Below are 12,889 nucleotides of genomic sequence, written 5' to 3' on the forward strand. Positions count from 1 at the left end.
CCGAAATCCTGACACAAGAAACCCGAGGAGTGTTCGAGATGCTGCGCTTCCGTTCGCTGGCTTCCCTGTTGGCCGGCGCCGCCACCCTGGCCGTCGCCTTCGGTGCATCTGCCGAAACCATCAAGGTCGGCGTCACCGCCGGTCCGCACGCCCAGATCCTGGAGGCGGTGAAGCCCATCGCTGCCAAGGACGGGCTGGACATCCAGATCATCGAGTTCACCGACTACGTCATCCCGAACCAGGCGCTGGCCGGCGGCGATCTGGACGCCAACAGCTTCCAGCACCAGCCCTATCTGGACAACCAGGTGAAGGACCGCGGTTTCGATCTGATCAGCGTCGGCAAGACGGTGGTCTACCCGATCGGCATCTATTCCAAGAAGGTCAAGAGCCTGGACGAGCTGCAGTCCGGCGCCAAGGTCGCCATCCCCAACGACCCGACCAACGGCGGCCGCGTCCTGCTGCTGCTGCAGGCCAAGGGCCTGATCAAGCTGAAGGACGGCGGCACCCTGAAGGCCTCGCCGATCGACATCGTCGAGAACCCGAAGAAGCTGGAGATCGTCGAGCTGGACGCCGCCCAGCTGCCGCGCTCGCTGGATGACGTGACCGTCGCCGCCATCAACACCAACTTCGCGCTGGAGGCCGGCATCGACCCGGTCAAGGACGCCATCGCCCGCGAGGCGGCGGACAGCCCCTATGCCAACGTCATCGCCGTCCGCAAGGCCGACAAGGACAAGCCCTGGGTCGCCAAGCTGGTGAAGGCCTACAACAGCCCGGAGGTGAAGGAGTTCATCCTCACCAAGTTCAAGAACGCCGTGGTTCCCGCGTTCTGAGAGCGTTGAGGGCACGCCCGGCGGCACCCAGCGCGTCGCCGAGCGTTTCTCCCGGTCGCGGGCCGAACAGCCGCATCGACGGGTACCAGGGCCGGCAGCCGGTGCCGAGCGCCGTCCAGTCTCCTGCCGGCCCGATCCGCCAGACCGGCAATCCCAGCGCGCCGGCCATCTCCGCCACCGACGTTCCAGCGGAGATTACCAGATCCAGCGCCGCCGTCAGGGCCGCCGCGCCGTCGAGGTCGTTCTTCAGGTCGAGCGGCGGGCGGTGGATCGTGATGCCGAAGCGGCGTTCGGCGTCGGCGAGTTCGGCTTCGCAGTCGTCATATTGAAGGTTGATGAAGCGCAGGCCGGGCAGGGTGAGGATCGGCGCCCAGTCGGCCAGCGGGGCGTAGTTGGCATCGCGCAATGCGCTGCGCAGGCCGCTGCGCCAGCAGAGGCCGATGGTGAGGGTGTCGCTTCTTGCGGAGTTAGCCCCCCACCTATCCTCCCCCGCTGGGCGGGGGAGGGACTGCCGCTGAACGCCGACAAAGCTCCTATCCCCTCCCCCGCCCAGCGGGGGAGGGGTAGGGTGGGGGCAAGTGTCTTCGGAAAGACCACCCAACCACCCCCGCCACCGCTTCACCGCCGCCCCATCCGCCCGCAGCCATCCCCCCCGCGCCGGAAAGCCGCTCAGCCCCCAGCCCAGCAGCAGGGGCAGCGACCCCGCCGGGACGTGGCCGTCGGCGTCCACCGGATCCGCCGTCGCCGCGCGCACCACCGCCTGCGGGAAGGAGCGCGCGAACAGGTCCACCAGCCGCGGTTCGCATTCCAGAACCACCCGGCCGGCGCGCGCGATCAGGTCGGGGTAGCAGGCGCTGAACATCAGCTCGTCGCCCACCCCCTGTTCGCGCCAGACCAGCACGGTCTTTCCGGCCGGATCGCCGCCATCCCAGGCGGGAATGCGGAAGCGGCGGTCGGGCAGGGCCTGCCCGGCGGCGAATCGCGCCTCCAGCCCGGTCCAGCCGTCGGTGATCTCCCCGCGCGCCAGCGCCGCGTAACCGCGGTTGAAAGCGGCGAGCGTCAGGGTCGGGTCGTCCTCCACCGCCCGGCGATAGGCCGCGTCCGCCTCGGCCGGGCGGCCGGCGACGTGCAGGGCATTGCCGAGATTGTAGCGCCAGTCGGCCCGCGCCGGCTCCAGCGCCAGGGCACGGCCCCAGCCCTTCAGCGTGGCGTCGAGCCGGCCCTGCCGTTGCCGCAGGTCGGCCAGCCCGGCCCAGCCGGCGCCGGTGCCGGGGGCCAACAGGATCACCCGCCACCAGGCCAGCCCGGCGGCGGTGCCGTCGCCCGCCTGCTCCAACGCCAATGCGAGGTTGCCGAGCGTGCCGAGGTCGCCCGGCCGGCCCTGGAGCGCCAGCCGCAGATACGCCACCGCGTCGGCCGGACGGTCGAGCGCCAGGGCCGCCAGCCCCATGTTGCTGACCGCCGCCGGGTCGCCGGGTCGCAGGTGCAAGGCCCGGCCGGCGGCATGCTCCGCCTCGGCGGCATGGCCGGGGTCGCGCAGGGCATCGGCCGACAGGGCGGTCCAGGCCTCCGCCAGTGCCGGGTCGAGGGCGAGTGCCCGCTGGAAAAAGGGCAGGCCGTCGCTGCCCAGCGCCTGCCGCGCCAGCCCGGCATTGGACCAAAGCCCGGCATGGAAGGGGGCGAGGCGCCGCGCCGCGTCGGTCGCCTCCGCCGCCTCGGCCGCCGCGCCACGAGACAGGCGAAGGGCGCCGAGATTGCCGAGCGCCTCGACGTCGTCGGGGGCGAGCAGGGCGGCGGCCAGCCAGTCGGCCTCGGCGTCGGCCAGGGCGCCCATCTCCTGATGGGCCAGCGCGCGGCGCTTATGGCGGTCGGCGGTCGGCTCCACCGCGATGGCGCGGCTCAGCAGGGTGGCGGCGATGTCGGGGCGGCCGGCCTGATGGCCGAGCAGCGCGTAGCCCTCAAGCGCCGCCGGCACCTCGCCGCCCTGGTCTAGGATGCGTTGGTAAGCCTTCTCCGCCTCGGGCCAGCGGCCTGACTCATGAAGCGAGCGGGCTTCGGCAAGCCATTCATCAAAGGGCAAGGCAGGGACCAGCCGGCGCAACTCCGCAGCCATGCGCACCAGAACGTCGGGCAGGGTCTCGCCGGAGCGCGTGCTCCACAGCCGCATCGACGGGAACCAGGGCCGCACGCCGCTGCCCAGCGCCGTCCAGTCGCCGGCCGGGCCGAAGCGCCAGACCGGCACCCCCAGCGCGCCCGCCATCTCGCCGACCGAACTCGCCACCGTCACCACGAGGTCGAGGTTGGCGATCAGCGCGGCGACGCCCTCCAGATCGTTCTTCAGGTCGGTGCCGGGCCAGCGGTGGATGCGCAGGTCCAGTTTGGCCTCGACTGCGGCGATTTCCGCCTCGCGCCCGTCATATTGCAGGGTGACCGGGATCAGGCCGGGCAGGGTCAGCAGCGGCGCCCAGTCGGCGAGCGCGGTGTAGGAAGCCTTGCGCTCCCCCAGCATGTTCTGGCTGCCCCAGCAGATCCCGACGCGCAGACCCGGCCCCAGCGCCGCCAGCCGGTCAGCCCATGCTGCGGCGCGCGCCGGGTCGGGCGCCAGCCAGGACGGCCGGGCGGGAAAATCGGCCAGGGTGGAGCGCAGCAGACGGGGCAGCGTTCCCATCGGCAGATGGGCCTTGGCACCGGTGGCGGCACCGGTGGCGGCGTCCGTCGGGTCAGCCGTCTCCGCCCGCACCGTGACGCCGGGCAGGGCGCGGCCGACCAGTCCTGTCAGGCGGGCATCGACCTCCACCACCAGCGCCGCCGGCCCCAGCGTTGCGGCGAGGTCGGGCAGGGCGGTGCCGAACATCAGCTCGTCGCCCAGCCCCTGTTCGCGCCAGACCAGCAGGCGCCGGCCGGTCGCGCCATCCCAGGCCGGCAGGGCGATGTTGCGCCCGGCGGACACGCGGCGGGAGGCGAAGCGCGCCTCATACTCGTCCCACCCCTCCGCCAGCCGGCCGCGGCCGAGCAGCCGCAGGGCGAGGTTCCAGCGGGCCAACGCAAAGCCGGGGGCATGGACGAGAGCGTGGCGATAGAGCGCCTCCGCCTCCTCGCCGCGCCCCTGCGCCTCGCGCAGCAGGGCGAGATTCACCATCGTCTCGGCATCGCCGGGGGCGAGGCGCAGCGCTTCCAGATGCGCCGCCTCGGCCTCGCCGGTGCGGCCGGTCTCCTTCAGCACGACGCCGAGGTTGGTCAGGGCGGTGGCATGGCCGGGGTCGAGCCGCAGGGCATGGCGCAGCGCCGTTTCCGCCTCGCCATGGTCATCCTGCGCCCGCAGCAGCGTGCCGAGATTGGCCCAGGCCTCGGCATAGCCGGCGTCGAGGTCGAGCGCGCGGCGGTAATGGCGCGCGGCCTCCGCCAGCCGGTCCTGATCCTGCAGGGCGCTGCCCAGGCTGTTGTGCGCCTCCGCATAGGCCTCGCGCAGGGCGAGCGCCCGGCGGTATTCCGCCTCCGCCTCCGCCAGCCGGCCCAGCGCGTGGAGGGCGAGGCCGAGATTGGCATGCTGCTCCGCCATATTCGGGCGCCGGGCAATGGCCTGCCCGATCAGGCGGACGGCGTCGGCATCCTGCCTGCGCTGGTGGTGCAGCACACCCAGCAGGTGCAGCGCGTCGGCGTTGCCGCCATCGACCGCCAGCATGGCGCGATAGCCGCGCTCCGCCCCGTCCAGGTCCCCGGCGCGGTGGTGGGCCAGCGCCTCGCGCAGGAGGGCGGCCAGTCTGGTGGAGACGGCTCTGGCGGGGGCTGCGGGTGGCGGCATGAGCGAGGGGCGCCAAGGGAAGGAACGGGCCATTTCGATAGCATGAATCGGCCGGGCGGCGCGCAGGCAAAATCCCGAATGCAGTTAAGGGGACTGGCGTGACAATCTTCATCCTGTATACTTGCGCGCAATTCGGCTTCGCCGGCCGATCTCCATCCAAAAGGCTTATATCTTGAGTAAGACTGCAATCATCGTCGACGACAGCAAGCTTTCGCGCATGCATGTGCGGGCCATGGTCTTGCGCAACAAGCCCGACTGGTCGGTGGTCGAGGCAGCGAACGGTGACGAACTCTTCAAGACGTTGCAGGGCACGCCGGTCGACGTCGCGATCATCGACTACAACATGCCCGGCGACAACGGCGTGGACACCGCGGCGAAGCTGCGCCAGAGCCATCCCGATGTCCACATCGCCATCATCACCGCCAACGCCCAGGACGCGGTGGTGTCCGGCATCCGCGCGGTCGGCGCCGCCTTCATGCCCAAGCCGCTGGAGGAGGAGCAGGTCGCCCGCTTCCTGAACTCCACCGCCCTGCCGCCGCGCCGGCCCACCCAGGCTCCTCAGGAGTGACCGCAGCCCCCATGCTGAGCGAGCTGGAGCGCGACGCGCTGGCTGAGTTGGGCAACATCGGCATCGGCCGGGCCTCGACGGCGCTCGGCCGCATGCTGGGCGGGCTGGTCACCCTGTCGGTCCCGTCGGTGGAGATGGTGCCGCCGGACGAGGTGGCCGGGCTGCTGGACCGGGCGCTGACGCCGCCGCTGGTGGGCATTTCGGAAACGCTGGGCGGCCTGTTCGCGGGATGCGCCCTGCTGGTCTTCCCCCAGGCGGGCAGCCTGTGCCTGGTGCGCGCCGCCCTGCCGTCCGACGTGCCGGCGGAGGATGTTCCCGAGCTGGAGGACGAGGTTCTGGCGGAGCTGGGCAACGTCGTGCTGAACAGCGCGCTGGCCCTGGTCGCCAACCTGCTGGGCGAACCGGTCGAAACCGGCCTGCCGGCGGTGTTCCGCGGCGGTGCGGCGGACGTCCTGCGGGGATGTTCGGGAACGGCTCCAACCGCGGACGGCGCCGCCGTGCTGTTCCACATCGACCTGCGCACGACCCTGCCGGGCGGCGACGGGGCGGCGGTGGCGGGACGGGTTGTCCTGCTGCTCGACGCCGGCTCCGCCGGGACGCTGCAGGCGACGCTCGGCCGCTATATCGGGCGGCTGGTGGCGTGACGGCAACAAGAACAACCGGCTGGAAAGGCGGGTAAGGACCATGGCACTCATCAAGAAGACGAAGATCGACACGGCGCAAACCGCCCGGAGCAAGCCCGGCGCCGCCGGCGATCCGGATCGGTCCGCCCCCGGGAATCAGGCCGCCGGATCCGTGACCGCCACGACCGAATCCGCGCCGCAGGCCGCCACGCCGGGCGCGCCGCAGCGCCGCCGGGCGCGTGCCGATTCGCGCCGCCGGCAGGCCGCCAGCGGCATCGCCGCCGCCGCCACCGAACTGGCGAGCGGCGTGACCCAGGCGGCCTCCGCGGCGGAGGAACTGCGCCGGGCGATGGAGCAGATCGCCGCCGGGGCGGAGGAATCGGCCAGCGCCACCCAGCAGTCCCAGCGCATGATCGGCCGCGCGTCGGAGCTTCTGACCCGGTCGCGCAGCACGGCGGAGCAGGCGGTGCTGCGGGTCGAGGCGCTGCAGGCCACGCTGAAGGACGTCAGCGGCCAGATCCTGTCGTCCATCGACGGCATCGTCCGTGCCGCCGAACGGCAGGAGGCGTCGGTGCGGCTGGTGCGCGACCTGGAGGCCCGGGCGCAGGAGATCGGCACCATCGTCCAGAGCGTCGCCGCCATCGCCGACCAGACCAACCTGCTGGCGCTGAACGCCGCCATCGAGGCGGCGCGGGCGGGGGAGGCGGGCAAAGGCTTCGCCGTCGTCGCCGACGAGGTGCAGGCGCTGGCCGAACGGTCGGAGCGCAGCGCCAACGACATCCAGGGGATGGTCGCTGAAATCCAGGAGGCGGTGGCCTCCATCGCCGCCGGCATCGTCGCCTCCGCCGACGCCGCCAAGGCGGAGGTGGAGCGCGGGCGCATGATCGTCCAGCAGCTGGAAGGCGTGCGGTCCGACATGTCGACCATCGTCCAGGGCGCGCAGGAGACGATCCGCGCCGCCGTGGAGGCCGATCAGGCCGCGCGCGAGGCCCTGCGCGGGGCCGAGACCATCGCCGCCAGCGCCGAGGAGCAGTCCGCCGCCGCCGAGGAGGCGCTGAGGACCGCAGGCGAGCAGGCCCTTGCCCTGACCCAGAGCCAGCGCGCCGCCGGACAGCTGTCCGAGCTGGCCGAGGATCTGGAGGGAACTGCCGACCTCGCCGCCACCGCCGACGAGCTGGCCTCCGCCGCCGAGGAGCTGTCGGCAGCCATCGAGGAGATCAACCGCGGCGCCGCCCAGATCATGACCGCCATTGGCCAGATCTCCGGCGGGGCGCAGGCGCAGAGCGCCGCCACCCATCAGCTGGCCTCGGCGATCGCGGAAATCGACGCCGCCGCGACGCTGGCCGCCGGGCGGTCGGGCGAATCGGTCGATCGCTGCACCTCGATGGAAGGTCTGCTGGGCGAAACGCGCGAGACTATCGGGAAGCTGGCCGACGGAATGTTGGAGGCGGTGGACTCCTCCCGCCGGGCCGGTGAGCGGCTGGACGAGCTGGAGCGGATCGGCCGGCGCATCGACAAGGTGGTGGACGCCATCGCCACCGTCGCCATCCAGACCGGCATGCTGGCGGTCAGCGGCTCCATCGAAGCGGCGCGGGCGGGCGAGTTCGGCCGCGGCTTCACCGTGGTCAGCGGCGACATCCGCAAGCTGGCCGGCGACAGCGCGGAAAGCGCGGAGCGGGTGAAGGACATCGTCCGCGACATCCAGGACCAGATGCTGCGGGTGCGCCGCGACGTGGATGAGGTCTCCGCGACCGCGGTGACGGAGATTGCGCGCCACCGCGCCTTCGGCGTCACCCTGACCGCCGGCACGCAGGAGCTGCGGGTGGTCACCGCCGGCGGCCGCGAGATCCTGGACGCCGCCAACGAGACCACCGCCGCCCTGCGCGAGACCCGCGTCGGCGTGGAGCAGGTGGCCGCCGCCGCCGCCGCGGCGAACCTCTCCGGCTCCGAAGCGGCCAAGGCCGCGCGCGAACAGGCGAAGGGGGCCGAGGAGCTGGCGTCGGCGATCGAGGAGATCGCGGCGATGGCCGACAGCCTGCTGGGCGCGGTTTGACCGCCGTGGCCCAAGAGGTGGCCGGAGACCGCGCGGCGACAGCCGAGGCCGATGGTGCGCTCGCCTTCGTCACGGTGGCGGTCGGCGACCTGCGCCTCGCGTTGCCGCTGGCGGCAGTCCGTGCGGTGATCCGGCTGCCGGAACTGGTGCGCATCCCGCTGGGGCCGCCCAGTCTGGATGGGCTGGCGCAGTGGCATGGCGAGGCGGTGCCGGTGCTGGACCTCGCCAGGGCATTGGGCAGGGTGGACGGTGGGGCCGCCACGCGGGAGACGCGCGTGGTGCTGGTCGGGCATCGCGGCCAGCCGGTGGGGCTGCGGGTGGACGCGATGGCCGGCATCCTGCGCAGCGATCCCGACCGCATCGATCCGGTGACGCAGGAGGAGGGCGGGCTCGACCCCGCCATGCTGGACGGCCTGCTGCGCGACGGCCCGGTCACCATCCTGAAGCTGGACGCGCTGATCGACCGCCAGTTCGGCGACCGCACCGAGGCGGAACGGCCGGAGCGGGGCGCCGGTGGGTTCGGACGTGCGGCGGCGGGCGAGGCCGGGACCGGGAAAGCGGCTGCCGGACCTGATCGCCAGGCTCTGCTGGTCTTCGAGGTCGCCGGGCAGGAATTCGCCCTGCCGGTGGATCGGGTGCGCGAGGTTCTGCCGGCCCCGCGCGAGGTCGCCCGCATGGCGCGGGCCAAGGCGCATCTGCTGGGCGTGATGGCGGTGCGCGACCGGCTGCTGCCGCTGGTGGGGTTGCGTGCCCTGTTCGGGCTGGACGGCGGACAGGGGGCCGGACGCCGCGTCGTCGTGGTGCGGTCCGGGGCCGGGGAGGCGCCGGTCGGCGTGCTGGTGGACGAGGTGCGCGAAATCCTGCGGCTCGATCCCGCGCTGATCGACCCGGTGCCGCCGCTGCTTGCCCGCGAGCCCGAGTTCGAGGATCTGGACGGCATCGCCCGCGCGGATGGCGGGCGGCGACTGGTGTCGGTGCTGTCGGCGGAGCGGCTGTTCCGCCATGGCGCGGCAATCGGCGCGGAAGCGGGCGGAGAGGGGGACGGGATGGAACCGGCGCAGCCTGCGGAGGGGAGCGGAATCGCGGAACGCTTCGTCGTCTTCCGCCTCGCCGGGGCGGAATACGGCCTGCCGGTCTCCGTCGTGCGCGAGGTGCTGCGCCGGCCCGACAGCATCACGCCGCTGCCCAACGCGCCCGACTTCGTCGCCGGCGTGCTGACCCTGCGCGGCGAGGTTCTGCCGCTGATCGACCAGCGCCGGCTGCTGAACCTGCCGGCCGCCGCGGCCAGTCTCTCCGGCGGGCTAGAGCGCGGGCGGGTGGTGGTGGTCGGGCGCGATGGGCTGCTGGTCGGGCTGCTGGTCGACGGGCTGTCCGGCCTGCTGACGGTTCCGGCGGAGCGGATCGGTCCGGCACCGGCGGTGTCGGCGGCGCAGCGCCGGCTGATCCGCCGGGTCGCCACGCTGGATGCGGCCGGGGATGTGGCCGGCGGCACCCGCCTGATCCTGCTGATGGATGCGGACAGCCTGCTCGACATGGACCGGCTGGCCGACCTGCTCGTTACCCCACAGTGAAGACGCGATGGGGGGCGGCGTGCTGACGGTGCTGGTGGTGGACGATTCCGCGTTGATGCGCCGGCGCATCGCGGATCTGCTGAGCGACGCCGGATTCCGGGTGGAGACCGCCGCGACGGGGGAGGAGGCCCTGGCGCGCCTGCCGGTCGTCGATCCGGACGTGGTGACGCTCGACGTCACCATGCCCGGCATGGACGGGCTGACCTGCCTTGCCCGCATCATGGTGGAGCATCCCAAGCCGGTCGTCATGGTCTCCGCCCTCACCGGCGCGGGGGCGGAGGAGACGCTGGAGGCGCTTCGGCTGGGCGCGGTGGAGGCGGTGCAGAAGCCGGCCGCCGGTTCCATCGGCCGCATCGGCGAGGAGCTGGTGGAGACGGTGCGCGCCGCCGCGTCCTCCCGCCCGCGCCGCGTCCGCGGACTGCGCGAACGGCTGCGGCTGGCCCGCGCCCGCATCACCGGGGAGGATTTCGTCGCGCCGGAGGGGCTGCCGCCCGCGGTGGCGTCGCCTGCAGCCACGGCGGCGGCGGGCGGCGAGGGCGAGGGGGTGGTGCTGGTCGGCGTGTCCACCGGCGGACCTAGCACGCTGGAGGACATCCTGCCCCTGCTGCCGGCCGGCTTTCCCTGGCCGGTGGTGGTGGCGCAGCACATGCCGGCCGCCTTCACCGCGACGCTGGCGCGCCGGCTGGACGAGCTGTGCCCGCTGAGGGTGGTGGAGGTGGAGCGGGCGACGGTGCTGGCGCCGGGCATGGTCTGCATCGCCCGCGGCAGCGCCGACGTCGAGCTGGCGCGGCGCGGCGGACGGCTGCAGGCGGTCTGCGTGCCGCCCTCGCCCGACCGGCCCTGGCACCCCAATGCCGACCGGCTGGTGTCCAGCGCCCTGCGGCTGCTGCCCGCCGACCGGCTGGTGGGGGTGCTGCTGACCGGCATGGGCAATGACGGGGCGGCGGCGATGGCCGAGCTTCACGCCCGCGGCGGTCGCACCATCGCGGAATCGGAGGACAGCGCCGTCGTCTTCGGCATGCCGCAGGACCTGATCCGGCGCGGCGGCGCTGGCGTCGTGCTGCCGTCGGGCCGGATCGCTGGCCAGCTCACCCGCTGGCTGATGCCTGCCGGCCGGCGGGCCGGGATCGATTGAGGAGTGACGCCATGGGACTGGTGAAGAAGAAGGCCGCTTCGGAACCTGCGCCGGCCGCGACAGGCGCGCGGTCTGACCCGTTGGCCTCGCTCGAGGATGCCGACGCCGCCGTCCGTCGCGATGCCGCCCATGAGCTGGGCCATGCGGCGCTGCCGGGCGCGGAGGCGGCGCTCGCCCACCGGCTTCAGGCGGAGGGGGATGCCGGCGTGCGCGAGGCCATCCTGACCGCGCTCGCCCGCATCGCCACGCCGGAGGCGGCGGCGGCGCTGGTCCCCTTCCTCGACCGCGAGGATGCGGCATTGCGCAACGCGGCGCTGGAAAGCCTGCAGCAGATGCCGGCGGAGGTCGCCGCCCCGGCGCTGCTGCCGCTGCTCGACCATGCCGACGCCGACCTGCGCATCTTCGCGGTTCAGGGGCTGGGCAGCCTCGCCCATTCCGGCCGCGCCGACTGGCTGACGAGGGTGATGGAGCGCGACGCCGACGTGAATGTCTGCCTCGCCGCCGTTGAGGCGCTGGCAGAGGCCGGAAGTCCCGAAGCGCTGTCCAGCCTGGAGACGCTGGCCCGCCGCTTCCCCGACGACGCCTTCGTCGCCTTCGCCGTGGACGCCGCCCGGTCCAGCTTCCAGGGACGGTGAACGGAGTGACCGACGCCGAACCGGAAGGCCTGTCCCAGGAGGATTATGCGACGCTCTGCGGATTCCTGCGGGACCGCACCGGCCTGTCCTTCACCGAGGCCAAGCGCTATTTCGTCGACCGCCGCGTCGCCGCCCGCATGCAGGCGGTCGGCGCGACGGGTCTGCGCGCCTATATGAATTTGCTGCGCTTCCAGGCGTCGGGGGAGGAGCTTCAGCGGCTCGTCAACCTGATGACGGTGAACGAGACCTATTTCTTCCGCGAGAAGTACCAGCTCGACTGTCTGGTGAACTCCGTCCTGGACGAGCTGGTGCGCGGACGGCCGAAGGGATCGCGGCTGCGCATCTGGTCGGCCGGCTGCGCAACCGGGGAGGAACCCTATTCCATCGCGATCATGCTGCTGGAAAACTGGCGCCGGGTGGACGATTACGAGATCGAGCTGCTGGCGTCGGACATCGACAGCGCGGTTCTGGAACGCGCGCGCGAGGGCATCTATGACGAGCGCGCCCTGCAGGGGCTGCCGGCCCATCTGCGCGCCAAGTATTTCCAGCCCGTGCGCGGAGCGGCGGAGGCCGGCGGGCCGCGCTGGCAGATCGTCGAGGATCTGCGGGAGTCCGTCGATTTCTCTCTGGTCAACATCGCCGACCCGCAGCAGGTGAGGGCCTTTCGCGGGATCGACGTGATCTTTTGCCGCAACCTGCTGATCTACTTCGACGATCTGGGCCGACGGGAGGCGGCGAGCATGTTCTACGATGCCCTTGCGCCGGGCGGCTTCGTCTGCCTCGGCCATTCGGAAAGCATGAGCCGCATGTCCTCGCTGTTCGTTCCGCGCCGCTTCCCCGACGCCATCCTCTATCAGAAGCCGGCGGACGGGGGTACGTCATGAGCGGGCCGCGTGTTCTGGTGGTGGACGACGCCGTGACCGTGCGCGCCTTCAGCCGCCGCGTGCTGGAGGCCGACGGCTTCGTGGTGGACGAGGCGGTGAACGGCATCGAAGGGCTGGAGCGGGCGATGGCCGCACCGCCGGATCTGGTGATCGTCGACGTCAACATGCGCAAGATGGACGGCTACACCATGCTGCGCGTCCTCCGCCGCGATCCGAGCCTGCGCGACGTGCCCGCCATCATGATCAGCACCGAATCGAAGGACAGCGACCGCGAGCAGGCCCTGCTGGCCGGCGCCAACTGGTACATCGTCAAGCCGCCGCGACCGGAGGTGCTGGTGGAGGCGGCGCGGCTGCTGACCGGGCGGCCTCCCGACACGGAGGGCGTGCTATGAACGATCTGTTCGACCAGTTCGTCGTCGAAGCGCACGAGCTGCTGGAGACTGCCGGTGCCGCCCTGCTGGCGCTGGAGCGCGACCCGGCCGACCGCGCGTCGGTGGACGAGCTGTTCCGCGCCTTCCACACGCTGAAGGGGTCGAGCGCGCTGTTCGACATGGCACCCTTCACCCTGCTGGTCCATGCCGGGGAAGACACGCTGTCGCTGCTGCGCGACGGCCATCGCGCCATGAAGCCGGCCCTCATGACGCCGGACTTGGCCGACTTGCTGTTCCGCGCTCTCGACCAGTGCGCCCGCTGGGTGGCGGCGCTGGAGGAGGCGGGCGCACTGCCCGCCGATGCGGCGGAGGCGGCGGAGACGCTGGCCCGCGGACTGGCGGGGGGGGGGGCGGACG

Annotated in this window: 11 protein-coding genes; 10 read left to right on the forward strand and 1 reads right to left on the reverse strand. The window is 72.5% G+C overall.

Annotated features, from left to right (window positions below; translation table 11 throughout):
• Positions 1 to 38: 38 nt before the first annotated feature.
• Positions 39 to 830 carry a MetQ/NlpA family ABC transporter substrate-binding protein gene (locus TSH20_RS02440; protein WP_109073228.1) on the forward strand — a complete coding sequence of 264 codons (792 nt, stop codon included), beginning with the start codon at positions 39 to 41 and terminating at the stop codon, positions 828 to 830.
• On the opposite strand, the gene TSH20_RS02445 is transcribed toward TSH20_RS02440, so the two are convergent.
• Positions 802 to 4,632, reverse strand: coding sequence for a tetratricopeptide repeat protein (locus TSH20_RS02445; RefSeq protein WP_109073229.1), 3,831 nt, complete (start codon positions 4,630 to 4,632; stop codon positions 802 to 804). The two genes, TSH20_RS02440 and TSH20_RS02445, sit on opposite strands and share 29 nt — an antisense overlap.
• A 172-nt stretch (positions 4,633 to 4,804) precedes the next feature.
• Here TSH20_RS02445 and TSH20_RS02450 point away from each other — a divergent pair, with 172 nt between their 5' ends.
• The 9 genes from TSH20_RS02450 to TSH20_RS02490 form a co-directional block, all read left to right on the forward strand.
• On the forward strand, positions 4,805 to 5,200 hold the full coding sequence (locus TSH20_RS02450; protein WP_109073230.1) for a response regulator transcription factor: 396 nt from the start codon (positions 4,805 to 4,807) through the stop codon (positions 5,198 to 5,200).
• Positions 5,197 to 5,844 carry a chemotaxis protein CheC gene (locus TSH20_RS02455; RefSeq protein WP_109073231.1) on the forward strand — a complete coding sequence of 216 codons (648 nt, stop codon included), beginning with the start codon at positions 5,197 to 5,199 and terminating at the stop codon, positions 5,842 to 5,844. Before TSH20_RS02450 ends, TSH20_RS02455 begins: the two co-directional genes overlap by 4 nt.
• Before the next feature lie 40 nt (positions 5,845 to 5,884).
• Complete coding sequence (locus TSH20_RS02460) at positions 5,885 to 7,876, forward strand: methyl-accepting chemotaxis protein (RefSeq protein ID WP_109073232.1); 1,992 nt, start codon at positions 5,885 to 5,887, stop codon at positions 7,874 to 7,876.
• A 5-nt stretch (positions 7,877 to 7,881) separates the two neighbouring features.
• On the forward strand, positions 7,882 to 9,447 hold the full coding sequence (locus TSH20_RS02465) for a chemotaxis protein CheW (protein ID WP_109073239.1): 1,566 nt from the start codon (positions 7,882 to 7,884) through the stop codon (positions 9,445 to 9,447).
• A gap of 19 nt (positions 9,448 to 9,466) precedes the next feature.
• Positions 9,467 to 10,582, forward strand: coding sequence for a chemotaxis-specific protein-glutamate methyltransferase CheB (gene cheB / locus TSH20_RS02470; protein ID WP_199232111.1), 1,116 nt, complete (start codon positions 9,467 to 9,469; stop codon positions 10,580 to 10,582).
• Positions 10,583 to 10,593: 11 nt separating this feature from the next.
• On the forward strand, positions 10,594 to 11,217 hold the full coding sequence (locus TSH20_RS02475) for a HEAT repeat domain-containing protein (protein ID WP_109073234.1): 624 nt from the start codon (positions 10,594 to 10,596) through the stop codon (positions 11,215 to 11,217).
• 5 nt (positions 11,218 to 11,222) lie between these two features.
• Positions 11,223 to 12,101 (forward strand): protein-glutamate O-methyltransferase, encoded by an 879-nt coding sequence (locus TSH20_RS02480; protein ID WP_109073235.1) that lies wholly within the window; start codon positions 11,223 to 11,225, stop codon positions 12,099 to 12,101.
• Positions 12,098 to 12,493: a response regulator gene (locus tag TSH20_RS02485; protein ID WP_109073236.1), complete on the forward strand. Its 396-nt coding sequence runs from the start codon at positions 12,098 to 12,100 to the stop codon at positions 12,491 to 12,493. Before TSH20_RS02480 ends, TSH20_RS02485 begins: the two co-directional genes overlap by 4 nt.
• Positions 12,490 to 12,889, forward strand: a 400-nt coding sequence (locus TSH20_RS02490) for an Hpt domain-containing protein (protein WP_199232429.1), incomplete at its 3' end; no start/stop codon positions are given. The genes TSH20_RS02485 and TSH20_RS02490, both read left to right, overlap by 4 nt.

The sequence above is a fragment of the Azospirillum sp. TSH20 genome, assembly GCF_003115935.1.
Classification (GTDB): Bacteria; Pseudomonadota; Alphaproteobacteria; order Azospirillales; family Azospirillaceae; genus Azospirillum.

Excerpts from the sequence above, each read along its gene's own strand:
- TSH20_RS02440 (WP_109073228.1), top strand. The coding sequence starts at position 39 with ATGCTGCGCTTCCGTTCGCTGGCTTCCCTGTTGGCCGGCGCCGCCACC.
- TSH20_RS02445 (WP_109073229.1), bottom strand. The coding sequence starts at position 4,632 with ATGCCGCCACCCGCAGCCCCCGCCAGAGCCGTCTCCACCAGACTGGCC.
- TSH20_RS02460 (WP_109073232.1), top strand. The coding sequence starts at position 5,885 with ATGGCACTCATCAAGAAGACGAAGATCGACACGGCGCAAACCGCCCGG.
- TSH20_RS02475 (WP_109073234.1), top strand. The coding sequence starts at position 10,594 with ATGGGACTGGTGAAGAAGAAGGCCGCTTCGGAACCTGCGCCGGCCGCG.
- TSH20_RS02485 (WP_109073236.1), top strand. The coding sequence starts at position 12,098 with ATGAGCGGGCCGCGTGTTCTGGTGGTGGACGACGCCGTGACCGTGCGC.